General features: G+C 74.1%; 18 protein-coding genes. 4 read left to right on the top strand and 14 right to left on the bottom strand.

The features are described 5' to 3' along the window. Nucleotides 1–130: 130 nt before the first annotated feature. From ACZ6EM_RS28710 to ACZ6EM_RS28720, 3 genes are all read right to left on the bottom strand, one after another. Nucleotides 131–871 (bottom strand): aggregation-promoting factor C-terminal-like domain-containing protein, encoded by a 741-nt coding sequence (locus tag ACZ6EM_RS28710; protein ID WP_452180797.1) that lies wholly within the window; start codon nt 869–871, stop codon nt 131–133. Between the two features lie 446 nt (nt 872–1,317). After that, complete coding sequence (locus tag ACZ6EM_RS28715) at nt 1,318–2,649, bottom strand: PhoH family protein (protein WP_359899497.1); 1,332 nt, start codon at nt 2,647–2,649, stop codon at nt 1,318–1,320. Nucleotides 2,650–2,887: 238 nt separating this feature from the next. Continuing rightward, nucleotides 2,888–3,682, bottom strand: a complete 795-nt coding sequence (locus ACZ6EM_RS28720; protein ID WP_181970663.1) for an isoprenyl transferase — start codon at nt 3,680–3,682, stop codon at nt 2,888–2,890. Between the two features lie 399 nt (nt 3,683–4,081). Between ACZ6EM_RS28720 and ACZ6EM_RS28725 the strand changes: the two genes are divergently transcribed. Then, nucleotides 4,082–5,683 carry a chitinase gene (locus ACZ6EM_RS28725; protein WP_465773563.1) on the top strand — a complete coding sequence of 534 codons (1,602 nt, stop codon included), beginning with the start codon at nt 4,082–4,084 and terminating at the stop codon, nt 5,681–5,683. Nucleotides 5,684–5,858: 175 nt separating this feature from the next. Here ACZ6EM_RS28725 and ACZ6EM_RS28730 read toward each other — a convergent pair whose 3' ends face one another. After that, a complete protein-coding gene (locus tag ACZ6EM_RS28730; protein ID WP_401055474.1) occupies nt 5,859–6,575 on the bottom strand; it encodes an A24 family peptidase in 717 nt (238 codons plus the stop codon). A gap of 268 nt (nt 6,576–6,843) precedes the next feature. Here ACZ6EM_RS28730 and ACZ6EM_RS28735 point away from each other — a divergent pair, with 268 nt between their 5' ends. Beyond that, a complete protein-coding gene (locus ACZ6EM_RS28735; RefSeq protein WP_380553471.1) occupies nt 6,844–8,058 on the top strand; it encodes a pyridoxal phosphate-dependent aminotransferase in 1,215 nt (404 codons plus the stop codon). Between the two features lie 165 nt (nt 8,059–8,223). Here the strand turns inward: ACZ6EM_RS28735 and ACZ6EM_RS28740 are convergent, their stop codons facing one another. Beyond that, nucleotides 8,224–10,050: a phosphoenolpyruvate carboxykinase (GTP) gene (locus ACZ6EM_RS28740; RefSeq protein ID WP_380553474.1), complete on the bottom strand. Its 1,827-nt coding sequence runs from the start codon at nt 10,048–10,050 to the stop codon at nt 8,224–8,226. A 284-nt stretch (nt 10,051–10,334) separates the two neighbouring features. Between ACZ6EM_RS28740 and trhA the strand changes: the two genes are divergently transcribed. Then, nucleotides 10,335–11,009 carry a PAQR family membrane homeostasis protein TrhA gene (trhA, locus tag ACZ6EM_RS28745; RefSeq protein WP_401045982.1) on the top strand — a complete coding sequence of 225 codons (675 nt, stop codon included), beginning with the start codon at nt 10,335–10,337 and terminating at the stop codon, nt 11,007–11,009. Here trhA and ACZ6EM_RS28750 read toward each other — a convergent pair. The 3 genes from ACZ6EM_RS28750 to ACZ6EM_RS28760 all read right to left on the bottom strand — a co-directional run bounded on the left by ACZ6EM_RS28750 (nt 10,980) and on the right by ACZ6EM_RS28760 (nt 13,713). Further along, nucleotides 10,980–11,639 carry a hypothetical protein gene (locus ACZ6EM_RS28750; protein WP_465773564.1) on the bottom strand — a complete coding sequence of 220 codons (660 nt, stop codon included), beginning with the start codon at nt 11,637–11,639 and terminating at the stop codon, nt 10,980–10,982. The two genes, trhA and ACZ6EM_RS28750, sit on opposite strands and share 30 nt — an antisense overlap. Before the next feature lie 470 nt (nt 11,640–12,109). Further along, entirely contained in the window at nt 12,110–13,003 is an 894-nt protein-coding gene (locus ACZ6EM_RS28755; protein ID WP_465773565.1) for a hypothetical protein, read from the bottom strand. Nucleotides 13,004–13,011: 8 nt separating this feature from the next. Next, nucleotides 13,012–13,713 carry a papain-like cysteine protease family protein gene (locus ACZ6EM_RS28760; protein ID WP_465773566.1) on the bottom strand — a complete coding sequence of 234 codons (702 nt, stop codon included), beginning with the start codon at nt 13,711–13,713 and terminating at the stop codon, nt 13,012–13,014. Nucleotides 13,714–14,016: 303 nt separating this feature from the next. On the opposite strand from ACZ6EM_RS28760, the gene ACZ6EM_RS28765 reads away from it, so the two are divergent. Continuing rightward, nucleotides 14,017–14,949: a hypothetical protein gene (locus ACZ6EM_RS28765; protein ID WP_465773582.1), complete on the top strand. Its 933-nt coding sequence runs from the start codon at nt 14,017–14,019 to the stop codon at nt 14,947–14,949. A 55-nt stretch (nt 14,950–15,004) separates the two neighbouring features. Here the strand turns inward: ACZ6EM_RS28765 and ACZ6EM_RS28770 are convergent, their stop codons facing one another. The 6 genes from ACZ6EM_RS28770 to ACZ6EM_RS28795 form a co-directional block, all read right to left on the bottom strand. Then, nucleotides 15,005–15,865: a GNAT family N-acetyltransferase gene (locus tag ACZ6EM_RS28770; protein ID WP_465773567.1), complete on the bottom strand. Its 861-nt coding sequence runs from the start codon at nt 15,863–15,865 to the stop codon at nt 15,005–15,007. Nucleotides 15,866–15,929: 64 nt separating this feature from the next. Next, nucleotides 15,930–17,972, bottom strand: a complete 2,043-nt coding sequence (locus ACZ6EM_RS28775) for a thioredoxin domain-containing protein (protein ID WP_465773568.1) — start codon at nt 17,970–17,972, stop codon at nt 15,930–15,932. Nucleotides 17,973–18,012: 40 nt separating this feature from the next. After that, nucleotides 18,013–18,843, bottom strand: a complete 831-nt coding sequence (locus ACZ6EM_RS28780; RefSeq protein ID WP_465773569.1) for an ABC transporter ATP-binding protein — start codon at nt 18,841–18,843, stop codon at nt 18,013–18,015. Between the two features lie 35 nt (nt 18,844–18,878). Next, nucleotides 18,879–20,963, bottom strand: a complete 2,085-nt coding sequence (locus tag ACZ6EM_RS28785) for a prolyl oligopeptidase family serine peptidase (RefSeq protein WP_465773570.1) — start codon at nt 20,961–20,963, stop codon at nt 18,879–18,881. Further along, nucleotides 20,956–22,227: an MFS transporter gene (locus tag ACZ6EM_RS28790; protein ID WP_465773571.1), complete on the bottom strand. Its 1,272-nt coding sequence runs from the start codon at nt 22,225–22,227 to the stop codon at nt 20,956–20,958. The genes ACZ6EM_RS28785 and ACZ6EM_RS28790 overlap by 8 nt, the downstream gene beginning before the upstream one ends. Beyond that, nucleotides 22,224–24,170 (bottom strand): FtsX-like permease family protein, encoded by a 1,947-nt coding sequence (locus tag ACZ6EM_RS28795; protein ID WP_401049495.1) that lies wholly within the window; start codon nt 24,168–24,170, stop codon nt 22,224–22,226. Before ACZ6EM_RS28795 ends, ACZ6EM_RS28790 begins: the two co-directional genes overlap by 4 nt. Nucleotides 24,171–24,535: the final 365 nt, after the last annotated feature.

Here is a 24,535-nt window from a genome sequence, read left to right on the forward strand (position 1 = left end):
CCCCGCACCCCCTTGGGCCGACGCCCGAGCGACAGCCGTGCCCGAGAACGCCGCGGCCCCCGGCCGCTCGCCCGGGGAGGGCGAACGGCCGGGGGCCGCGGGAACCGCGCCGCCGGGGCGGCAGCCGGTCCTAGTACCAGTTGTGGGCCTGCCAGAACGACCACGCGCCACAGGGGCTGCCGTAGCGGGAGTTCATGTAGCCGACGCCCCACTTGATCTGGGTGGCCGGGTTGGTGCGCCAGTCGGCACCGGCCGAGGCCATCTTGGTGCCGGGCAGCGCCTGGACCAGACCGTACGCGCCGGAGCTCTTGTTGGTCGCGGTGTAGTCCCAGCCGCTCTCGCGCTTCACGATCTGGCTGAAGCACTGGAACTGCGCGTCGTTGCCGACGATCTGCCGGGCCAGGTCCTGGACCGAGCCGGGGCTGACCGAGACGGGCGGAGCGCTGTCCTCGACCGCGGTCATCGCGGAACGGGACTTGGACCGGTTCGCGGCGGCCTCGTCGGCCTTGCGCTTGTCGTCCGCGGCCTTGGCGGCCTTCTCCGCGTCGGCCTTGGCCTGGGCATCGGCCTTCGCCTGGGCGTCCGCGGCGGCCTGCTGGCGCGCGGCCTCCTCGGCGGCCTTCTGCTCCGCGGCGGCCTTGGCGGCGGCGTCGGCGGAGGCCTGCTGGGCGGATGCCTGCTGGCCGATGTTGTCACTGATGGTCTGCGCCTGGGCGCCAGAGGGGACTTCGGCAAGCAGGGTCGCGCCGGCGACGTCGACCGTCTGCATGGTCTTGCCCTCGCTGCCCGAGGCCATACCCACGACGGCACCGACAGCGGTGACGGCGGTGGCGGAGGCCACAGCAACTCCCCGGACCGAGATCCGAGTCACATGGTTTCCTTCCAGCATCGCCCACGCGTGACCGTACGGGCGCAACATGCCCCTTGGCACGGACCTCCGCACAGTGCTCTGGTCACGGGAGGTGCTGGCCCGGCGTCCGGCCGAGGTGACCGGGCGTTGAAATCGGGCGGCGTACGGCTCAACGGTGTTCAATTGTGTGTCCACCGACCGGAGTTGGCGAACCTTCCCGGGCCTGACTCCCGGAGTCCGGAAGCCCTGCCGCGCCGTACGCGGGGCCTGACAGAACCCTCACCATGCCGCACCGGGCACGGTCGACGCAATTCCCCTTCGCGTGGCGCATGTCACATTCACCGTACGGCGGTTTCCCGGACGGAAAGCACTCGATGTGATGAAACGGGCGGAGCCCGCTCCATCAGGAGCGGGCTCCGGGTCATGAGTTGACCATATTGTCCCACTATGCCCCGATCAGGGGCGGATCACGGGTGGATGTCCTCCAGCATCTCCGTGACCAGCGCCGCGATCGGCGAACGCTCCGAGCGGGTGAGCGTGATGTGGGCGAAGAGCGGATGACCCTTCAGCTTCTCCACCACCGCCACCACGCCGTCGTAGCGGCCCACCCGGAGGTTGTCCCGCTGCGCCACGTCGTGGGTGAGCACCACCCGCGAGCCCTGGCCGATCCGGGACAGCACCGTCAGCAGGACGTTCCGCTCCAGCGACTGCGCCTCGTCCACGATCACGAAGGCGTCGTGCAGCGAGCGCCCCCGGATGTGGGTCAGCGGCAGCACCTCCAGCATCCCGCGGGAGATGACCTCCTCGATCACGTCCGGGGTGGTGACGGCGGAGAGGGTGTCGAAGACCGCCTGCGCCCAGGGGCCCATCTTCTCCGCCTCGGAACCGGGCAGGTAGCCCAACTCCTGGCCGCCGACCGCGTACAGCGGCCGGAAGACCATCACCTTGCGGTGCTGCCTCCGCTCCAGCACCGCTTCCAGCCCCGCGCACAGCGCCAGCGCCGACTTCCCGGTGCCGGCCCGGCCGCCCATCGACACGATCCCGATCTCCGGGTCGAGCAGCAGGTCCAGCGCCACCCGCTGCTCGGCGCTGCGCCCGCGCAGCCCGAACGCCTCGCGCTCCCCGCGCACCAGCCGCACCCGGCCGTCGCCGGTGACCCGGCCGAGCGCCCGGCCGCGCTCCGAGGTCAGCACCAGTCCGGTGTGGACGGGCAGCTCGGTGGCGCCGTCGACGTCCACCCCCGCGTCGTGGCCGGCCGAGAACAGCGCGTCCACCTGGTCGGCCGGGACGTGCAGCTCGGACATGCCCGTCCAGCCCGAGGTGATCGCCAGCTCGGCCCGGTACTCCTCGGCGAGCAGGCCCACCGAGCTGGCCTTGATCCGCAGCGGCAGGTCCTTGGACACGACGGTCACGTCGTAGCCCTCGGCCTGGAGGTTGCGGGCGACCGCGAGGATCCGGGTGTCCGCCTCACCGCCGGCCCGGTAGCCGGCCGGCAGTATCGACACGTCGGAGTGGTTGAGCTCGACCCGGATGGTGCCGCCGAGCTCGCCGACCGGGATCGGCTCGTCGAGCCGGCCGTGACGGATCCGGTAGTCGTCGAGCAGCCGCAGCGCCTGGCGGGCGAAGTAGCCCAGCTCCGGGTGGTGCCGCTTGGCCTCCAGCTCGGTGACCACCACCACCGGGAGGACGACCTCGTGCTCCTCGAAGCGGGTCATGGCGAGCGGGTCCGCCAGGAGCACGCTCGTGTCGAGAACGTACGTGCGCCGGTCTGGTGTCCGGCGGCTCTTCGAACTGACCACTAGGCCTCCAGAGCGGATGACCCTGCGTCATCCGCGGCATGCCGGCCCCCGCTGCCCCGGTGGCCTCGGGACCGGACTGACTGGAGTATTCCCAGGCGGGGAGCGGTGCATTCGCGCCCCTGGAGAACTGACGGATCATTGCCGGTGAACGTTTGGCCTCGCGCCGGCACCGGGTAGGCCAGGCCTACGGCGGTCATTTCCTCCGGACGGGCCGGTGGCCGGGGCCGCCGTGCCGGGGTTACAGCCCCAGCCGCCGGTGGCGCTGCTCGTACGCGCGCAGCGCACGCAGGAAGTCGACCTTGCGGAAGGCCGGCCAGTACGCCTCGCAGAAGTAGAACTCGCTGTGCGCGCTCTGCCAGAGCAGGAAGCCGGACAGCCGCTGCTCGCCCGAGGTGCGGATGATCAGGTCCGGGTCGGGCTGGTTGCGGGTGTACAGGTGCTCGGCGATGTGCTCGACGGTCAGGACCTCCGCCAGCTCCTCGATCGAGGTGCCGCGCCCGGCCTGCTCCTGGAGCAGCGAGCGGACGGCGTCGGCGATCTCGTGCCGACCGCCGTAGCCGACCGCGACGTTGACCGTTATGCCGTCGATGTCGGCGGTCTGGTCGGCGGCCCGCTTGAGCACGTCGGCGGTGTGCTGCGGCAGCAGGTCCAGCGCGCCGACCGGGTTGACCCGCCAGCGGCGGGCGGCGGCCAGGCCGGTGACGGCGTCCTCGATGATGCCGAGCAGCGGGACGAGCTCGTCGGCCGGGCGGTCCAGGTTGTCGGTGGAGAGCATCCAGAGGGTGACGACCTTGACGTGGGTCTCGTCGCACCAGCCGAGGAACTCGCTGATCTTGTCGGCGCCGCGCTGGTGGCCGTACGCGGTGGAGCCGCCGGCCGCCTTGGCCCAGCGGCGGTTGCCGTCCAGGATCACGCCGATGTGGCGCGGGGTGCTCGCGAGGTGGACCTCGACCCGTCGACCGTAGAGCCCGTACATCCCGCCGAGCAGGGTGCGCAGCCCCGGCGTCCGTTCGGCGACATCGCGCAGACCCATCTTTCCCGGCCCCTCCGTGCTCGTTGCAACTGGTGCGTCTCCGCCCCGGGCGCAGCCTACTCCGGCGCGCAGGTGCACAGTAAAGCCGCAGGTAGCGGTCTGGTCACGGTCCTGTACGAAGTCTGTCCCGACGGGCGTGTCGGGGGTCGTCCGGGCGGGCCGCGGGGCCGCTGCGGGGCTCCCGGGGCGCGGACACGGAACGGTCTCCGAATCCTTAACGGAACCGTAAGCCGTTCTTCCGATGCTTGACGACCAGCAATGGTCTAGTCCAGCTTTTGATCCGGGACGGAACGATCCTCCGGCTCCGCCCCGCAGGCTCACTTCGGACCTCCCCTCCCCCACACGCGGCCGCCGCGCCCCCCACCGCGGCGGCCGCTCCTCCCCCAGGAGCGTCGCCCCATGGCCCGTACGCTGAACCAGCCCTCGCACAAGCGCCGGCGCAGCCCCCTCCCGGCCGTCGCGGCCGGTGCCACCGCCCTCGCCCTGGCCGGCGGCGGCCTCGCCCTCTTCGCCGGCGGCGCCAGCGCGGCGGTCGGCAACCTGGTCGACAACGGCGGCTTCGACGGCGGGCTCGGGGGCTGGACCTGCACCGGCGCCGCGACCACGGTCTCCTCCCCGGTCCACTCCGGCACCGGCGCGCTCCAGGCGACCCCGGGCGCCGGTGACACCGCCGAGTGCACCCAGACCATCAGCGTGCTGCCCAACACCAGCTACACCCTGAGCGCGTGGGTCCAGGGCCCGTACGTCTACCTCGGTGCGCGCGGCACCGGCGGCACCGACCCGTCCGCCTGGTCGAACCAGAACAGCTGGAACCAGCTGTCCAGCACCTTCACCACCGGGGCGAACGCCACCAGCGTCACCGTCTACCTGCACGGCTGGTACGGCCAGAGCGCCTACCTGGCCGACGACGTCGCGCTGATCGGCCCCGGCGGCACCGGCACCCCGTCGCCGACCGCGACCCCCACCCCCACCGCGACCCCCACGGCCACCGCCTCCCCCACGGCCACCGCGACGCCCACCGCGACGGCGACCCCGACGCCCACCCGGACCGCGACGGCGACCCCCACCGCCACGCCGACCAGCACCACCCCGCCGGCCACCGGCCTGCCCGCCCACGTGGTCACCGGCTACTGGCAGAACTTCGACAACAACTCGACCGTGCAGCGGCTGAGCGACGTCCAGAGCGCGTACGACATCATCGCGGTGTCCTTCGCCGACGCCGTGCCGACCAGGACCGGCGCGATCAGCTTCACCCTGGACCCGGGCCTGTCCAAGGCGCTCGGCGGCTACACCGACGCCCAGTTCCGCGCCGACATCAAGGCCAAGCAGGCGGCCGGCAAGAAGGTCGTCCTCTCCATCGGCGGCCAGAACGGCGCGATCACCGTCGGGGACGCCACCGCCGGCGCCAACTTCGTCAACAGCGCCTACGCGATCATCAAGGACTACGGCTTCGACGGCATCGACGTCGACCTGGAGAACGGTGTCCAGGCCGGCCCGCTCGGCGACGCGCTGCACTCCCTGCAGGCCAAGGTCGGCCCCGGCTTCGTCCTGACCATGGCCCCCGAGACCATCGGGATGTACAACACCTCCGGCGCCTACTTCCAGCTGGCGCTGAAGACCAAGGACATCCTCACCGTCGTCAACACCCAGTTCTACAACTCGGGCGGCATGAACGGCTGCGACGGCAAGGTCTACAACCAGGGCACCATCGACTTCATCACCTCGCAGGTCTGCACCCAGATCCAGGGCGGCCTGCGGCCGGACCAGGTGGGCATCGGCGTCCCGGCCTCCACCCGGGCCGCGGGCGGCGGCTACGTCGCGCCGACCGTGGTGAACAACGCGCTGGACTGCCTGGCCACCGGTAACAACTGCGGCAGCTTCGTGCCGCCGGCCAAGTGGCCGACCATCCGCGGCGCGATGACCTGGTCGACCAACTGGGACGTCAACAACGGCAACGCGTTCTCCAACGCGGTCGGCCCGTTCGTCCACAAGATGCCGTAACGGCACCCGGCCGCGGCTGCCGAAGGCCGCGGCCACCCGAGCTCCACTCCCCCGGCGCGCCGCTCCTTGAGGGTGGGGCCTGCGCGTCGGCGGCCGGGCCCGTCGCACCGACCGGTGCGGCGGGCCCTTCCGTTCCTCTCCCCTTTGACGCGTTCAATGTCCCGGCGGCACGTGCTCACCGCGCCAGGACCGCGGTGAGCGCGCCGAGCAGCAGGAACGGGCCGACCGGGAGGTCCAGTCCGCGCACCGGGCGGCGACGGACCAGCGCGGCGGCGGCCCGCAGGGTGCCCCACAGCCCGGCGAGCACCATCGCGGCGAACAGCCCGCCGAGCGCCACCGACCAGCCGTACCAGCCGAGCAGCCCGCCCAGGGCGAGCCCGAGCGGGGAGTCCCCCGGGCCCAACGCGCCCAGCCAGACGGCCAGTTCGAGCACACCCCCGACCGCGAGCGCGACCAGCAGGCAGCGCAGCGTCACCCCGGGCCCCGCGGTCGGCACCGCCGCCAGCAGCAGCGCCGTCACCCCGCCGAGCAGTGGCAGGGTCAGCCGGTACGGCAGCCGGCGCACCCGCGCGTCGACGAAACCGAGCGCCACGCCGAGCGCCGCCGCCCAGCCCATCGCCAGGGTCACCACCACCAGCCGGTCCGCCGCGTACGCCACCGCGACGGCGACCGCCACCGCGACCGCCTCCACCGTCCAGGGGCCGGCGCCCAGCCGCTCCCGGCAGCCCCGGCAGCGCCCGGTCGGCGGCAGCAGGCGCAGCCGGCGCCCGCAGGCCGGGCAGTCCTCGCACCAGGGCTCGCCCTCCGGCACCGCGAACCGGGCGATCAGCCCGCGCAGCGGTGGAGCCGCCAGGAGACCGACCAGCACCGCCGCCACCACGACCGGGACCACCGGCGCACCCCCTCTTCGACCGACGCGACCGACGCCATCGGCGCGACCGGCCCCATCCTCCCGCGCCGGGCCGTGTGCCGTCCGTCTCGTTCCGCACGGCAGCGCGACAGCGCTCCTCGCATACACGAGCATTCCGGACATTCGACTACTGGTTCGGAAGGCCGTCCGCCACCCCCGCCTACCAATCCAAGGGGGCCGTTCGGGCCCCCGAAAGCACCCCCGCGGAGTCCGGCCGCACGGCCCCTCCGTACCCCTAAAGTAGGCGGACATGCAGGTCATCCAGTCCAGCAAGCTCGCCAATGTCTGCTACGACATCCGCGGCCCGGTGCTCGACGAGGCGATGCGGCTGGAGGAACAGGGCCACCGCATCCTCAAGCTCAACACCGGCAACCCGGCCACCTTCGGTTTCGAGGCGCCCCCGGAGATCCTCCAGGACGTCCTGCGCAACCTCGCCAACGCGCACGGCTACGGCGACTCCAAGGGCCTGCTCTCCGCGCGCCGCGCGGTGGTCATGCACTACGAGGACCGCGGGCTGCACGGCCTCTCCGTCGACGACGTCTTCCTCGGCAACGGCGTCTCCGAGCTGATCCAGCTGGCCATGACCGCGCTGCTGGACGACGGCGACGAGGTGCTCGTCCCGGCCCCGGACTACCCGCTGTGGACCGCCTCGGTCTCACTGGCCGGCGGCACCGCGGTGCACTACCGCTGCGACGAGCAGTCCGAGTGGTACCCGGACCTCGCCGACATCGAGGCCAGGGTCACCGACCGGACCAGGGCCATCGTGGTGATCAACCCGAACAACCCGACCGGCGCGGTCTACCCGCGCGAGGTGCTGGAGGGCATCGCGGAGATCGCCCGCCGGCACGACCTGGTGGTCTACGCGGACGAGATCTACGACAAGATCCTCTACGACGACGCCGAACACGTCCCGCTGGCCACCCTGGCCCCGGACCTCTTCTGCGTCACCTTCAACGGACTGTCCAAGGCCTACCGGGTCGCCGGCTTCCGCTCCGGCTGGATGGTGCTGTCCGGCGACCGGCGCCGGGCCCGCAGCTACATCGAGGGCCTCACCGTGCTCGCCTCGATGCGGCTGTGCGCCAACATGCCCGCCCAGCACGCGGTGGCCGCCGCGCTCGGCGGACGGCAGTCGATCCGCGACCTGGTGCTGCCCGGCGGCCGGCTGCACGCCTCGCGGGACGCCGCGTACGAACTGCTGAACCAGATCCCGGGGGTCAGCTGCGTCAAGCCCAAGGGCGCGCTGTACGCCTTCCCCCGGCTGGACCCCAAGGTCCACAAGATCAAGGACGACGCCCGGATGGTGCTGGACCTGCTGCGCTCCCAGCGCATCCTGCTGGTCCAGGGCACCGGCTTCAACTGGCCGGAGCCGGACCACTTCCGGCTGGTCACCCTGCCCCGGGCGGAGGAGATCACCGACGCGGTGACCCGGATCGGCGACTTCCTCGGGGGTTACGTCCAGCCGTAGCCCCGGGCGGGAAGCACCCGGGAGAAACACTACGGCCGGAGTCCCGGCCCGGGCGATCTCCTTGGTCGGGGGAAAATCGCCCGGCGGAACTCCGGCCGTCCTGCCGCTCGGCGGGGCGCGCGGTTCGTGCCGCGCGCCCGCCTCTCTCCCGGCTGAGGCTCAGGCTCAGCCGAGGCGCGCGACGAGGTTCCGGTACTCGTCCCACAGCTCCTTCGGGGTGTGGTCGCCGAAGGTCTCCAGGTGGGCCGGCACGAGAGCGGCCTCCTGGCGCCAGAGGTCGGCGTCCACGGTGAAGAGCAGGTCGAGGTCCTCCTTGGACAGGTCCAGGTCGCCGAGGTCGAAGCCCTCGACGGTCGGCAGCACGCCGATCGGGGTCTCGACGCCCTCGCCGGTCCCCTCCAGGCGCTCGACGATCCACTTGAGCACGCGGCTGTTCTCGCCGTAGCCGGGCCAGACGAACTTGCCCTCGGCGTCCTTGCGGAACCAGTTGACGTAGTAGATCTTCGGCAGCTTGGCGGCGTCCGCCCGGGCGCCGACCTTCAGCCAGTGGGCGAAGTAGTCACCCATGTTGTAGCCGCAGAACGGCAGCATCGCGAACGGGTCGCGGCGCAGCTCGCCGACGGTGCCCTCGGCGGCGGCGGTCTTCTCGGACGCGATGTTGGCGCCGAGGAAGACGCCGTGCTGCCAGTCGAAGGACTCGGTCACCAGCGGGACGGCGGTGGCGCGGCGGCCTCCGAACAGGATCGCCGAGATCGGCACGCCCGCCTGGTCCTCCCACTCCGGGGCGATGGTCGGGCACTGCGCGGCCGGGACGGCGAAGCGGGCGTTCGGGTGGGCGGCCGGGGTGCCGGACTCGGGGGTCCAGTCGTTGCCGCGCCAGTCGGTCAGGTGCGCCGGGGGCTCCTCGGTGAGGCCCTCCCACCACACGTCGCCGTCGTCGGTGAGGGCGACGTTGGTGAAGACGGTGTTGCCCCAGAGGGTGTCGATGGCGTTGGCGTTGGTGTCCACACCGGTGCCGGGGGCGACGCCGAAGAAGCCGGCCTCGGGGTTGATGGCGTACAGGCGGCCGTCGGCGCCGAAGCGCATCCAGGCGATGTCGTCGCCGATCGTCTCGACCTTCCAGCCCGGGACCGTCGGCTGGAGCATGGCCAGGTTGGTCTTGCCGCACGCCGACGGGAAGGCGGCGGCGACGTACTTGGCCTCGCCGTTCGGCGGGGTGAGCTTCAGGATGAGCATGTGCTCGGCCAGCCAGCCCTCGTCGCGGGCCATGGTCGAGGCGATGCGCAGCGCGTAGCACTTCTTGCCGAGCAGGGCGTTGCCGCCGTAGCCCGAACCGAAGGACCAGATCTCCTTGGTCTCCGGGAAGTGCGAGATGTACTTGGTGCTGTTGCACGGCCACGGCACGTCCGCCTGGCCCTCGGCGAGCGGGGCGCCGACGGTGTGCACGGCCTTGACGAAGTCGCCGTCCTCGCCGAGCTGGTCCAGCACGGCCTGGCCCATGCGGGTCATCACGCGCATGGAGACGGCGACGTAGGCGGAGTCGGTGATCTCGACGCCGTACGCGGCCAGCGGGGAGCCGACCGGGCCCATCGAGAAGGGCACGACGTACATCGTGCGGCCCTTCATCGCGCCGCGGAAGAGTCCCTGCTCGCCCTGGAAGAGCTCCCGCATCTCGGCGGGGGCCTTCCAGTTGTTGGTCGGTCCGGCGTCCTTCTCCTGCTCGGAGCAGATGAAGGTGCGGTCCTCCACGCGCGCCACGTCCGTGGGGTCCGAGGCGGCGTAGTAGGAGTTGGGGCGCTTCTCCTCGTTGAGCTTCTTGAAGGTGCCCTGCGCCACCAGCAGGTCCGCGAGGCGGTGGTACTCCTCGTCGGAACCGTCGCACCACTCGATGCGGTCCGGCTGGGTGAGCTCGGCGATCTCGCTCACCCAAGCGAGCAGCTGCTTGTGGCGGGTGGGCGCGGATGCGCTGAGAGCAGAGATCTCGTACGACACGATCGCTCCGTTTCACGCCATCTCGGCGAGGAGACGGCGTCGCGGGGGTCTGAGGGTGCTTGCAGCGTAGCTCCGGACTCAAGGCCGGAACGTGGCGAAGCGTCGAAATTGACGCACCTTTTACTCCAGCCAGTATGATTACTGGCCAGTAACAGAGCAGCCTCACCCGCGACGGAGTGTGCGGCGCCACACTCCTATTACTCCAAAACGTCCAACAGTGACGATCGCCACTTCCTACGCGCCAGTAACCTACGGATCCGTAGGTAACGGGTAGCATGCTGCGCATGACTGCTGCTGCGCTCGCGGAGAGTGCACTCATAGAGAGCAAGCCGAAGTGGCGCGGCTGGCTGCACGCCGGAATGTTCCCCGCCACGGTGGCCGCCGGGATCGTGCTGATCTGCCTGGCCGACTCCACACCCGCCAGGATCGCCTGCGCGATCTACTCGGTCAGCGCCTGGCTGCTGTTCGGGGTCAGCGCGGTGTACCACCGCTTCGACTGGGGCCCGCGCGGGGACGCCGTGCTGCGCCGGCTGGACCACGCCAACATCTTCCTGATCATCGCGGGCACCTACACGCCGTTCACGATGCTGCTGCTCAAGGGCGCCGACCAGCAACTGCTGCTCTGGGCGGTCTGGGGCGGCGCACTGGCCGGGATCGCGTTCCGGGTGTTCTGGGTCGGCGCGCCGCGCTGGCTGTACACACCGGTGTACCTCGCGCTGGGCTGGGCCGCCGCCTTCTACCTGCCGGACTTCCTGCACACCGGCGGGGTCGCCGTCCTGGTGCTGATGGTCGTCGGCGGAGTGCTCTACAGCATCGGCGGCGTGGTGTACGGGCTCAAGCGGCCCAACCCCTCACCGCGCTGGTTCGGGTTCCACGAGGTGTTCCACGCCTTCACCCTGGGGGCGTTCATCGTCCAGTACATCGGCGTCTCACTGGTGGCGTACAGCACGGCCGGCTGATCCCGGCGCACCCCGACGGGCGGTCGAACGGTCCACGGACCGGCCGGCCGCCCGTTCCGCCGTCCAGGGCCGCTCGTACGGGGCCCGGAGCTGCGGGCGGCGCGGGACGGCCGCGTGGTCGACGGCGCCGGACTCCGACTGCGGGCCCGGATCCTGCAGCAGCCCGTGCGCGTGGTGGTGCTCGCCGTGGGCGTAGTACTGCTCCCCGCGGGCGTGGTGCTGCTCCCCGTGCGACTCCCGGCGGGGCTCGCGCGACTCCCGGTACGGCTCGCGCGGCGACCCGGCCGCCGTCGGGAGCGCCGCGGACCCGGACCGCCCCGGCGCACCGGCCGAGCGGGCCCGCGCCTGCCGGGCGTCGAGCGCCTCGCGGGCCCGACGGCAGCGCTCGCAGTGCGCGGCGTCCGGGATGCCGCGGCGCGGGCGGTGCCGGACCGGGGCCCGATCCCCGTGCGTCGCGCGCCAGCGGCGGGCGACGTACACCATGAGCAGCAGGGTCTCGACCCCGGCGACCGCCAGGACCAGCAGGGCGCCGTTGATCAGATAGGCCGCGACCACGGCCAGCGCAGAGCCCACCACCACCGCCGAACCCCACACCTGGGTGCTCATCTGCTTGTCGTCCGCGTCGGCCACTTCGGTCCCCTTTCCCGGTGCCGGGCTCGTGGTCGGCTCCCGCCGCCCCACCTCTTCTCCGCTCTCGGCACGCGTCGGCCAGCACTGACCGATTGCCACATGGTATCTACCGACAGTCATGGCCAACTGCCCCGGGGCGGCGAACGACAGATCAACGTTGCGTCAATTCCTCGTGCGGAAGCAGCACTTCCAGGACACATCACGGAGCGTAGCCGCGGTTCACCTCCGTCGAACAGGCTGGACGCACCGGACGCGCCGGACGCGCCGGACGCCCCAACGGCAGCACGCAGGGCGCCGAACCGGCCGCCGACCAGGCGGTCGGCGGCCGGTTCGGCGCCCTTGCGGTTGTCCTCTCCGTTCCGCTCTGTTCGATGTGCGGGTACATGACGCGTGCGGGTTCGTCACGTGTGCGGGTTCGTCACGTGTGCGGGCAGCGGGGTCCGGCCCGACCGACCGGACCCCGCCCGCCGTCAGCCGCGGCGGACGCCCGTCCTCCGCCGCAGCACGGCACCCGCGCCCACCAGCGCGGTGGCCCCCAGGGCGGCCGCCGCCGTCACGGCCGGCAGCTCCGAACCGCCGCCCGGGGCCTGCGGGGCCTGCGCCACGGCGGCGAGTTCCGGCGCGGCGTCCACCTGGTAGCCGCCGCCCTCGCCCGACCGGTCGTACACCGAGCCGGGCAGCTTGTCCCCGTACCGCTGGTGCACCAGCTGCTGGTACGCGGCCAGGGTGACCCCGCCGGCGCCCACCGAGCGCCGGGCCTCGTCGTCCAGCGGCAGCACCCGGCCGTCGCGCAGCACGTACCAGGCGTTGACCTGCGGCTCGCGGAAGGCGGTGCCGCCGCCGCTGCCCGCCGCCTTCGCCGCGTAGTCGCTCTCGTCACCGCCGGAGGCGATGTTGACGACCCTCCAGGCCCCGCCCTGCCGCACGGTCCAGACCGAGGCGCTCTGCCCGTCCGCCGCGACCACCTTGCTGGCGGTGAACTCGGCCTTCGCCACCGGTGCGCCCGGGGTGCCGGCCACGAAGCCCGGGTCCAGCAGGTACACCGGCACCGTGTCGCCGGCCAGCCGCGGCGCGGCCTCGCTCGCCGCCCGGGCCTCCTCGGCGGCGCCGATGGTCAGCTGCCGGGTCGGCGGGACGCCCTTGCGGGCGAAGAAGTGGCCGACCTTGTCGAGGACGGCCGCGTCCTGGACGGCGCTGCGGGCCTGCGCCAGCTCGGCGGCGGGCACCGGGGCCGGGGCGGACGGGGAGTCCGCGTGCGCGGCCGGGGCGAGCGCCAGCGCGAGACCGGCGGTGAGCAGGACGGTGACGGCGGCCGTGGAGGCGGCGGAGGTGACGGCCCGACGGCGGCTCTTGATCTCGGTCATGGTCGCCCTCACGCGCCGATCCGGTACAGGGAGTGGGTCCACGAGAACGTGTCGTTGTTCACGTAGTACTGGTAATCCGCCCAGTTGTAGCGGTAGTTGGAGGGCCACGGGTCGCCCCAGTAGACCCAGTTGCTCCCGGTGTCGTAGCCGTACAGGACGTGCATGTGGCCGCCGCCCGAGCTCCACTGGATGCGCGTCTCGATCGGGCGGTTGGCGTTCACCTCGGACTGCACGGTGCCGTAGTTCAGGTACCCGTTGACGTACGAGCCCGGGTTGATGCCGACCCAGCTCAGCCCGTTCTGCACATCGCCCAGCGTGGCCTGGCTGTTGGGGCAGCTGGAGTTGACGGAGCGGCCGAACGCGGCGTTGCAGAACTGGTTCTGGCTGTAGTTGTAGCCGAACCAGGTGGCGATGGTGTTCCCGCTCGCCGCCCAGCACCAGTTGGTCTGCTGTTGCTGCTGCATGGTGATGTTGAGCTTCTTGTAGGTGCCGGCCAGGTCGGCCGTGCTGCCGGGCGCGGCGGCCTGGCGGACCTGGTGCGCGGCCCGGTCCTGGGCCGGGTCCTGGGCCTGGGCCTGGTACTGGGCCGGCTGCCCGGCCGGGGCGGCGGCGATCGCGGGTGCGGCCATCGCGGCGGTGAGCGCCGGGCCCAGCACGCCGAGGGTGAGCAGCGAGACCGCACGGCGCAGCCGTATCCGTGGAACTGGCATGGGGGAATGCCTCCTTGCACGAGTGGAGCGAGGGGCTGTGTGGGGGCGCGGTCCGGATCGCGCCCCGAGCATCGCGCCTCGTCAGGTACGGGTCAACGGGCCTCGGTGCGGCCCGGACCGGGATGTGAACGGGCCGGCGCGGATGTGAACGACGCCCCGGGAACCCCCGCGCAGCAGGCCCGGACCGGTGACAAACCGCCGCATCGATGTGAATATTCACGGTCAAACGGCGGCCCGTCCCAGCCGTCGGCGCCGGACCGCCCGCACGCCCGCACGCCCGCACGCCCGCCCCAGGAGGCCGCCATCCACAGGAGCGACCCAGCCGACCTCGCCGCCGCCCTGCGCACGGGCCCCTTCCACCTCGCCCTGCGCACCGCGATCTCCGCCCGGGGCCTCGCCCTGCACCGCATCCGCCGACACCTCGCCCTGCGCGGCGTCAACGTCGGCCTCACCAGCCTCAGTTACTGGCAGCAGGGCCACCGCCGCCCGGAACGCGCCGAGTCACTGCGTGCCGTCGCCGCCCTGGAGGACGTCCTCGACCTGCCCGAGCACTCCCTGACCCGGCTGCTCGGCCCCCGTCGCGCCGCCGGCCCCGCACCGGCCGGCCCGCCGGTGCGCCCCTACCGCGACCTCATCTCACCGGCCGTGGCCGTCGACGGACTGCTCGCCACCCTCGCCGGCCCGCGCGACACCGGGCTGCACACCATCACCCACATCGAGCGCATCCGGGTCGGCCCCGACCGCCGGATCGCCCGCCGCGACTCCCAGCACGCCCTGCGCGCCCACCGCGACGGCATCGACCGCTACCTCGCCCTCTACCAGGGCGACCTGGGCAGCGACATCACCCGCGTCGGCGTCCGCGCCGAGGAGAACTGCCGCCCCGGCCGCATCCGCCGCGACCAGGCCCACCACCTGCTCGCCGCCGAACTCCTCCTCGACCGCCGCCTGCGCACCGGCGACACCCACCTGCTCGGCTACGGCTTCGACGACTCCCCCTCGCCCGACCCCAGCTGCGAGTACGTCCGCGGCTTCAACTCCGGCGCCGGTCAGTACGTCCTCCAGATCACCTTCCACCCCGCCGCCCTCCCCGTCCGCTGCCACCGCTTCGCCCTCCACTCCCCCGGCGCCGCCCCGTACGAGACCGAGGAGCTCACCCTCGACGGGCACCACTGCGTCCACCTGGTGGCGACGGCGGTGCGGCCGTGCCTGCTGGGGATCCGCTGGGACTGGGAGTGAGGGGCGGCCGGACCGGTGCCCGGCCAGGGGCCGCGCGACCGGGCACCGGCACCGGCTACGCCCGGCGGAAGTCCATGATCAGGGAGTCCTCCACCGGCAAGTAGCCGATCTGCTGGTAGATGGAGTTGCTGGTCGGGTTGGCGAGGTCGGTGTAGAGCAGGACCTCGGTGGCGCCGCGGGAGAGAAGGTGGGCCGAGACGGCGGCGGTGACGGCGGTGCCGTAGCCGCGGCCGCGGCTCTCGACGGGGGTGTAGACCGGGCCGATGCGGGACATCCCGGCGAGGATCGGGCTGCTGCCCGCCAGGGCGACCGGGCGGCCGTCGTCCTCCCACAGGTGCAGGCAGCCGCTCGCGGTCCGCTCGTCCACCGCCCGCGGGACGTCGGGGACGTCGACCCCCGCCTCGGCCAGGAACTCCTCGTACCAGCGGATCGCCCGCTCGCGGTCGGCCGGTTCGGCCAGCCGGTGGCGGCCCGCGGGCGGGCGCGGCGGGTCGGTCAACTCGCCGAGCCGGTAGAGCCGTTCGTCGAAGCGGACGGACTGCTCGGTGCCGGTCGCCGCCGTCCACGCGGCGGCGAAGGCGCGGACCGCTTCGGCACCCCCGCCGACCCCGGTCACCGTGGTGAACCCGGAGCCGGCGGCGGCCAGGTCGACCGCCAGCTCGGCGGCCGCGGCCGGCGGCATGAAGGAGAGCCTGGGGTCGAACGGCGGCGTCTGGAGGAAGGCCCCGGCGACCGGACCGTCCTCCTCGGCCCGCCACCAGCCGAAGACCGGCGGCTCACCGAACACCGTCAGGCCGGACGCGGCCAGCCGGTGCGCGATGGTGAGCAGGACGGTGTTCTCGGCGGGGCGGGTGGCCAGGAAGGCGCCCGCCTGGTCGCGGAACTCGTCGAGGGAGGTGCTGAAAGTCCAGGTCATGGCCCATGGTGGACCGCCCGGGGCCGGTTCGCCAGCGATTTCGCGGCCGCCGCCGGGGCTCCCGCTACTCGACCGCCACGCCCAGCTTCCCGGCCAGCGCCGCCGGATCGGTGGTCGGGGCGTCGCAGGCGAAGTGCCGGCAGACGTACGCCGCGGGCGCCCCGCCGACCAGCGGCCGGTCGGCCAGCAGCGGCACCTCGGGCTCCCCGGGCGCGCCGACCGCGACCACGGCCCCCGGCGCCGTCCCGAGCAGCGCGGCCCGTCGAAGCGCCGCGGTGGCCGGATCGCCGTCCGGGCCGACCACGGCGACCTCGCGCGGCCCGTCGAGCAGCGCCTCGGCGACGGCGAGGCCCCAGCCGATGAACCGCGGCGCCCGGCCGGCGAGCGCGCCGACCACGCCGAGGGCCCGCTCGGCGGCCGTGCGGTGCCGGTCGGAGCCGGTGTACGCGGCGTACGTGAGCAGGGCGCCGGCGGCGGCCGTCCAGCCGGACGGGGTGGCGTTGTCGGTCGGGTCCTGCGGGCGGCGGATCAGTTCCTCGGCGTCGTCGGCGGTGTCGTAGAGCGCGCCGGAGGCCTCGTCGGTGAAGTGCTTGAGCACGGTGTCGAGCAGGCCGCCCGCCAGCTGGAGCCAGGAGGACTCGCCGGTGACGGCGTACAGCGTGAGGAAGCCCTCGGCGGTGTCCGCGTAGTCCTCCAGCACGCCGGCGTTGGCACCGGCCCGGCCGTCCCGGGAGGTGCGCAGCAGCCGGCCGTCCGGGGTGAGGTGAACGGCGAGCAGCAGGTCGGCGGCGCGTTCGGCGGCCTCGACCAGGTCGGGGCGGTCCAGCATCGCGCCGGTCTCGGCGAGCGCGGCGACGGCCAGGCCGTTCCAGGCGGCGACCACCTTGTCGTCCCGGGCCGGGGCGGGGCGGGCCCCCCGGGCCTCGGCCATCCGCGACCGGATCGCCTCGTACTCGGCGAAGTCCTCCGGGTCGGAGAGGAGTTGGAGCACCGAGGTGCCGTGCTCGAAGGTGCCCTCGGCGGTGACGGTGAACAGCCGGGCGGCGGTGGCCGCGTCGGCGGGGCCGAGCAGGTCGACCAACTGGCCGGGCTCCCACACGTAGTAGGCGCCCTCGGCGGACTGCCCGGTCTCCTCGTCGAGGCTGTCGGCGTCCAACGCGGAAGCGAACGCGCCCTCGGGCGTGCGGAGTTCGCGCAGCAGGAAGTCCGCGGTGGACAGCGCGACCCGGCGGGCGAGGGGCGAGCCGGTGGCCCGCCACAGGTGCAGGTAGGCGCGCAGCAGCAGGGCGTTGTCGTACAGCATCTTCTCGAAGTGCGGCACCACCCAGTCGGCGTCCACCGCGTACCGGGCGAAGCCGCCGCCGAGCTGGTCGTGGATGCCGCCGCGGGCCATCGCCCCGCCGGTGCGCACGGCCATCTCCAGCGCCGCCTCCGAACCGGTCCTGGCGTGGTGGCGCAACAGGAACTCCAGCACCATGGCCGGCGGGAACTTGGGCGCGCCGCCGAAGCCGCCCCGGCTCTGGTCGAAGTCCCGGCTGAGACTCACCAGCGCCTGGTGCAGGTCCGCCTCGCCGGGCGGGTTGTGGGCGCCGGCCGAGTAGACGGCGGCCCGCTCGGCCAGGTCGGCCCGGATCCGCCCGGCGACCTGCCCGACCTCCTCCCGGCGGTCCCGCCAGGCGGCCTCCACGCCCTCCAGCACCTGCCGGAACGACGGCATCCCGTGCCGGGGCTGCGGCGGGAAGTAGGTACCGAAGTAGAACGGCTCCTTGTCGGGAGTGAGGAACACCGTCATCGGCCAGCCGCCCTGCCCGGTCGCGGCCTGCACCGCCTCCATGTACACGGCGTCGACGTCCGGCCGCTCCTCCCGGTCCACCTTGACCGGCACGAACCGCTCGTTGAGGTACTCGGCGAGCCCGGCGTCCTCGAAGCTCTCGTGCGCCATGACATGGCACCAGTGGCAGGCCGCGTAACCGACGGACAGCAGCACCGGCACGCCGCGGCGCTCCGCCTCCGCGAAGGCCTCGGGGCCCCAGGGCCACCAGTCGACGGGGTTGTCGGCGTGCTGGAGCAGGTACGGCGAGGTCGCGTCCGCGAGACGGTTCGGCATGCGTCCATCCTCGCGCATCCGGCGCTCGGCGCGCGGCAGGTCAGGCCGGTCCGGACCAGTAACTGATCCCGAGATTGGCGTCGAAGGTGCGCATCCGTCCGAGCACCTGGTCGGGGGTCGGGCCGAGGAGCTCGTCGACGATGCGGCCGTCGGCGAGGAAGACGACGCGGTCGGCGTACGAGGCCGCGACCGGGTCGTGGGTGACCATCACGACGGTCTGGCCGAGCTCCCGGACGCACCGGCGCAGCAGCGCGAGGATCTCGGCGGCGGAGCGGGAGTCCAGGTTGCCGGTCGGTTCGTCGGCGAAGACGATCCGGGGCCGGCCGGCCAGCGCCCGGACGCAGGCGACACGCTGCTGCTGCCCGCCGGAGAGCTGGGCCGGGCGGTGGCCGAGCCGGGCGCCGAGGCCGGCCGCCTCGACCAGGGTGCGCAGCCACTGCCGGTCGGGGGTACGGCCGGCCAGGGTCAGCGGCAGGGTGATGTTCTCCGACACCGTCAGGGTGGGGATCAGGTGGAAGGCCTGGAAGACGAAGCCCACATAATCACGGCGGAGCCTGGTCAGTTGGCCGTCGCTCAGCCGGGTGAGGTCCACGTCGCCGATCCGGGCCGCGCCCGAGGTGCAGGACTCCAGCCCGGCGAGGCACTGGAGCAGGGTGGACTTGCCGGAACCGGACGGGCCCATGATCGCCGCGAACTCCCCCTCCCGGAAGGCCACCGAGACCCGCTCCAGCGCCACCACCCGGGCGTCTCCCGACCCGTGCACCTTGGTCAGGTCGACGGCCGCCGCGGCGGCCGGGGCGTGGTTCGCGGCGGCGCGGGGCGGGCCTCCGGGACGGGACGGGCCTCCCGCGAGGGAGTGGGGCTCGGTCATCGGTGGTGCTCTCCTCGGCTGGACACGGGCGAAGGTCAGGACTGGGGTCTGGGCCGGGGGCCGGGCGGACCGGCGGGCGGGCCGGCGGGCAGGCCGGCGGGCGGCACCAGGCCGGTGCCGGCGCCCAGCAGGGCGAGGGAGCGGACCGCGAGCTCCCGCCCGGCCGCGGCCGGGCGGCCCTGGTGGCCGCCGCTGTCGTGGTGGTCGAGCAGGACCGGCGCGGCCCCGGTGCCGGCCCGTCCGAGCGCCGCGCAGAGCTTCCAGGCGTGCCAGGGCGGTACCCGCGCGTCGTTCGCCCCGGTGGCGAACAGCACCGCCGGGTACGCCGTCCCGGGCACCACCCGGTGGTACGGGGAGTAGTCGAGCAGCGCCCGCAGCGCCTGCGGGTCGGCCGGATCGCCGTACTCCTCCGCCCAGAGCCGGCCGAGGCCGCCGACCTGGTAGCGCGCCAGGTCGGTCAGCGGGGCCGCGCACACCGCGGCGGACAGCAGACCGGGCTCCCGGGTGAGCGCGGCGGCGACGACCAGGGCCCCGTTGCTGGCGGCCAGCGCGCCCAGCCCGCCGGCCGGGGCCTCGCCGCGTTCGACCAGCATCGCGGCGGCGGCCCGGAAGTCGTCCACGGTGGCGCTCTTGCCGGCGCCCCGGCCGGCGGCCGCCCAGGCGGGGCCGAGTTCGCCGCCGCCGCGCGCGTGCACCCAGGCGATCCGGCCGCCGGCCCGCAGCCAGGCCTCCAGGGCCGGGTCCCAGGCGGGTTCCAGGGGGAGGCCGAAGCCCCCGTAGACGGTGAGCAGGGTGGGTGCGGGGCGGCCGCGGTCCTGCGGCCCGGGGTCGCAGACCGTCACCGGGACGGGCGCGCCGTCCCGGCCGGCGGCGGTGAGCGTGCGCAGCGCGGCGCGGCGCTCGGGGGGTTCGACCGGGCCCGAGCCGTCCAGGCTCCTGGTCCAGGTGCCGTACCGGGGGTCGTCGGCGAGCAGCCAGACCGACCCGCCGACCCGCCCGTGCCGGTCGTACGGGGTGGCGCCGAGGCGCAGCCGGGCGGGCCAGTGCAGTGCGGTGGCACGGCCGCCCGGCGCACCGCCCGCCGCCCCGCCCGGCCGGTGCACGTCGAGCCGGTGGGTGGTCCCCAGCCGGCGGAGCAGCGCCAGGCCGGGCCTCCGGCCGGGGCCGAGCACCCGCACGGCGGTGACCGGGCCCGCGGGCGCTTCACCGGCGACGGGCGATTCGCCGGCAGCGGGCGGCCCGCCGACGGCGAGCGGCGCGACGAGCGGCACGGGCCGGCCGGTGGCGCCCCGGGCCAGCTCGTCCAGGTCCAGCGCGAGCAGCTCGTCGCCGGCGAGGAAGCAGACGGTCTCGTTCAGGTCCAGGGCGGTGACCCGCCGGCCGTCGAGGTCGAGCGGCTGCCAGTCGGGCACCGCCCGGCCGGTCCACCGGGTGGCCCACCAGCGCACCGGGCCGGACGGCTGCGGGCGGGTGCGCAGCAGCAGGTTCCCGCCCGGTCCGCCGTGGAGGGTGAGCCGGACCGGGCCGGGCACCGGCAGGACGAGCCGACGGGCGGGGCCGTCGGCCGGGTGGCGGGCCACCAGGGTGTGCTCGGTGCGGGTGCCGGCGGTGTACACCAGCGCCTCGCCGGTGAAGGCGACGGTCGCGTACGGGGCCGCGTCGGGCAGGTGGCGGGGCCGGTCGCCCGGGTGGGTGGGGAGCAGGTGCAGGCCGCCGGTCTCCGCTCCGTCCCGGTGCAGCTGGACGGCGATGAACCGGCCGTGCGGCTCGGGCTGCCAGCCGGCGATCCGGTCGCCGGGGCCGATGAGGCCCTCGGTCGGTGTCCGGCGGGTGCCGTCGGGGTGCCGGACGGTCAGGACGTCGCCGTCCGGGCCGCGTTCGTGGCGGAAGAGCAGGCCGCCGGCCTCGGCGGGCGGGGTGGGCGTCCGGTCGGGCGCCTCCCGTTCCACCCGGTCGAGCAGGGCGGCCCAGGCGGGCTCGTCGGAGCGCTGCGGGCGGGTGGCCAGCAGGCGCCGCTGATCGGCGAGCCAGGCCCGGGTGCGCGGGGCGTCCGCGTCCTCCAGCCAGCGGTACGGGTCCGCCGGCGCGGGGTACGCCGCCCGGTGGTCGAGGTCAGCCATGGACGGCCTCCGCGGGGTTGTCGCTCCGTCGTTCCGGGTCGCCTCCCGGCCCGGCGGGGCCGGGGGGCCGGTAGCCGGACCGGCCCGCGGTGGCGGCCGTCCCGACCACGGCGAGGACCACCACGATCACGGCCGCGCCGGCCACCGTGCCGGTCAGTCCGAACGCGTGGGCGCACAGGCCGGCGAGGGTCGGCCCGGCGGGCGCGACCAGCTGGGCGAGGAAGCCGATGCCGCTGTGCACCCGGCCCTGCAGACCCGGTGGGGTCACCTCCATCTGGGTGACCGCGATCAGCACGGTGACCACCGGCCCGGCGGCCGCGGCGAGGGCCAGTGGCAGGACCGCCGCCCAGTGCCCCTGGGCCAGGGTGAAACCGGGCAGGGCGAGCGCGACCACGGCGGTGCCGAGGGCGATGCCCCGGGCGGGCGGCAGCCGCCGGGCCAGGGCCGGCGCGAGCAGCGATCCGGCCAGCCCGCCGGTGCCCAGGGCCGCGGTCAGCACCCCGATGTGCAGGGCGCCCCCGCCGGAGGCGACCACCACGATCAGCAGCCCGTTGAACACCAGGTTGAGCACGGCCGCGTTGACCACCGCGTAGCGCAGGAAGGGCACCCGCCAGATGAACCGGACGCCTTCGGCCAGCGCGGCCCGGACTCCGGGCGCGGCGGGCTCGTCCTCGGGGCGCTCCCGCCTTCCCCCGGGCAGCAGGGCCACGCAGCAGACGGCTGCCAGGTAGCTGCCGGCGTCGACGGCGAACACCCAGGAGGGGTGGACGGCCAGCAGCGCGCCGCCGGCCAGCGGGCCGGCGGTCGTCGCGACGGCCGCCCTGCTCTGCAACAGGCCGACCGCGCGGGGGAGGTGCTCGGGCCGCACGAAGCACCGCACCACGACGTTCTCGACGGGCGCCAGGGTGCTGCCCACCGCGCCGAGCAGCAGGGCGGCGACCAGCAGCGCCCACAGCGGTGGCGTGCCGCCGGCGGCCGACAGGGCCAGCACGGCCAGCACGGCCGCGCCGGCCGCGTTGCCGAGCAGCAGCACGGTCCGCCGCTCGCAGCGGTCGGCGAGGACGCCGGCCGGCAGCCGGGCCAGCAGCACCCCGACGGAGAGCGCCGTGCCGGCCAGTCCGGCCTGCCGGACGTCGCCGCCGGCCCGCAGCGCGACCACCGGGAGGGCGATCACCGAGGCGGCCGTCCCCAGGGCCGAGGCGGACTCCCCGCCGTAGAGCAGCCAGAACGACCGCCCCAGCCCCCCGACGGCCGCCGCGCTCACGCCGACCCCGTCGCGAACTGGCTCCGGATGCCGCGCAACGGACGGGCCGCCAGCGCCGCCGGGACGGCGGTGGCGGCCAGCACCCCGAGCAGCACGCCGACCGTCCACGGCACGTCCAGGGCGGGCAGCACCCCCTGTCCGACGGCCCCGGCCAGCGGCACCAGGCAGATCCCGGCCGTCGCCACCGCGAGGACCGTCCCGACCAGCGCCGAGGCCAGCACCTCGTACACCACGCAGCGCAGCAGCTGCCCGCGGCCGAGGCCGAGGGCCCGCAGGTGGGCGCGCTGGGAGCGGCGGTCCCGCTGGGCGATGGCGCAGGTGTTGGCGACGGCGAGCAGCGCGTACCCGCCCACCACGGAGACGATCAGCCGGGAGGCCATGTCGTCCTGCACGTTGCGCGGCCGCAGGTGGGCCAGGTAGTCGGCCCGCGCGGCGAGCCGCTGGCCGGGCCGGAGCTCCCAGGCGCTCGGGTCACCGCGGAGCAGCACCCGGTCGGCGTACGGGGCCGGGGTGTGCGCGAGGGCGAGGTCGGCGGGGAGGACGTAGGAGGGGAAGGCCAGATCCCGCTGGTAGACGGCGACGAGCCGCAGCTGCGCCGCCTGCCCGTCGGCGAGCGTGAAGGTGACGACCTGGCCGAGATTCCAGTGGTGCGAGGTGGCCTCGGTGCTGCCGGCGGCGAACGTACCGGGCGCCAACTCGTCCAGCCGGCCCTGCTGTTCACCGAGGTCCAGGACACTCCGCAGGGCCGCCCCGTCGACGCCCCAGGCGCGGGTGGGCTTGGGCTTGTTGTCGTAGAAGCTGGGCGGCGCGGTCACCCGGGTGGCGATCGGCGCGACGGTGCTCCCGCCGGGCAGGCCGGCGGGCCGGGCGGGCAACTGGTTGCCCGGCTCGGCCGTCACCACCGCGTCGGCCCGCAGCGCCTGCTCGGTCTGCTGCTGCACGGCGGCCCCGATGGTCGCCCCCGAGCCGAGCAGGCAGACCACGGTGCCGACGGCCAGCAGGACGGGCACCGCGATCGCGGTCGTCCGGGCGGGCGCGGCCCGCAGCCCGGCGGCGGCGATCCGGCCGGCCTTCCGGTCCAGCCGCAGCACCGCGCAGCAGGGGCCGACGAGCAGCGGCACGAACCAGGGCGCGAGCACCGCGAGCGTGGGGATGACGACCGTGGCCAGGCCCATCACCATCGCGCCCTGGAGCACCGGCGGCAGGTCCATCGCGACCATCAGGGCCACGAGCGGACCGCAGAGCAGGAGGACCATGGCGATGCCCGCCACCAGCCGGCCGACGTTGCGGCGGGGCGGGGCCAGGGCCAGTGACTGGTCCTTGAGGAGGTCGATCGGCTGGACCCGGCCGGCCGCCAGCACGCTGGCCAGCGCGGCCAGCACCGCGACCGCGCAGGTGCCGAGGCAGGCGCCGGCCGCGATCGCCCAGGTCTGCCCGGCGGAGGGCAGGTCGACCGCGGCGGGGAACAGCTCGCGCTCGATCAGCAGGCGACGGCCGAACCCGGCCGCCGGGACCGTCCCGGCCACCGCGGCGACGGCGGAGGGGGCCAGCGCGACCAGCGCGACGTCCGCGACGACCAGGGCCCGCAGCCGGCCGGCCGTCACCCCGAGGGCGCGCAGCACGGCGAACTGCCCGAGCCGCTGGTTGGTCCAGAGCGCGACCGTCGACCCCGTCACCAGCACCGCCGACATCAGCAGCAGCGTCAGCAGCAGGCCCAGCAGGCTCTGCGCGTCCTTGGCCGCCGCCCCGGCCGCCGAACCCTCCGGGTAGGACGGGCCGCTGACCGCCGCGAGCAGCAGTAGGCAGGCGCCCACGCCGGTGGCGGTGAGCGCGCAGGCGACCGCGACACCTATGACCCGCCCCGGGTACGCCCGTACCTCGGCGACGCACAGTCGCAGCGCGCCGAGCGGTCCGCTCGGTCGGGTAGTCGGTTCCGATGCCACGGCCACGGTTATCTCACCCCAAAACGGTAAATAGGATGCAGAGTTGGGGAAGGCCGCATGTGCCGCGGCCTTCCCCACCTGCCATCCGGTACTGCCGGACCCCGAGGGTCAGCAGCTGAACAGGCTGTACGAGCTGAACGGGGCGTCGACGACGATCTCCTCGTCGAGCTCCTGAAGCGCCAGAATGTCGGCCATCACAATCACCTCCTCCTCACCGTCTCGCCGGAACACGGCACCGGGGTGCCGGGATCAGCAGCTGAAGTAGCTGAGCGAGCTGAACGGGGCGTCGACGACGATCTCCTCGTCGAGCTCCTGAAGCGCCAGAATGTCGGCCATCACAATCACCTCCTCCTCACCGTCTCGCC

Source organism: Kitasatospora sp. NPDC041917 (genome assembly GCF_055589745.1).

Coding starts and splice junctions, on each gene's coding strand:
- ACZ6EM_RS28775 (WP_465773568.1), bottom strand. CDS start 17,972: ATGCCGAACCGTCTCGCGGACGCGACCTCGCCGTACCTGCTCCAGCAC.
- ACZ6EM_RS28720 (WP_181970663.1), bottom strand. CDS start 3,682: ATGGGTCTGCGCGATGTCGCCGAACGGACGCCGGGGCTGCGCACCCTG.
- ACZ6EM_RS28780 (WP_465773569.1), bottom strand. CDS start 18,843: ATGACCGAGCCCCACTCCCTCGCGGGAGGCCCGTCCCGTCCCGGAGGC.
- ACZ6EM_RS28760 (WP_465773566.1), bottom strand. CDS start 13,713: ATGCCAGTTCCACGGATACGGCTGCGCCGTGCGGTCTCGCTGCTCACC.
- ACZ6EM_RS28770 (WP_465773567.1), bottom strand. CDS start 15,865: ATGACCTGGACTTTCAGCACCTCCCTCGACGAGTTCCGCGACCAGGCG.
- ACZ6EM_RS28735 (WP_380553471.1), top strand. CDS start 6,844: ATGCAGGTCATCCAGTCCAGCAAGCTCGCCAATGTCTGCTACGACATC.
- ACZ6EM_RS28755 (WP_465773565.1), bottom strand. CDS start 13,003: ATGACCGAGATCAAGAGCCGCCGTCGGGCCGTCACCTCCGCCGCCTCC.
- trhA (WP_401045982.1), top strand. CDS start 10,335: ATGACTGCTGCTGCGCTCGCGGAGAGTGCACTCATAGAGAGCAAGCCG.
- ACZ6EM_RS28785 (WP_465773570.1), bottom strand. CDS start 20,963: ATGGCTGACCTCGACCACCGGGCGGCGTACCCCGCGCCGGCGGACCCG.
- ACZ6EM_RS28725 (WP_465773563.1), top strand. CDS start 4,082: ATGGCCCGTACGCTGAACCAGCCCTCGCACAAGCGCCGGCGCAGCCCC.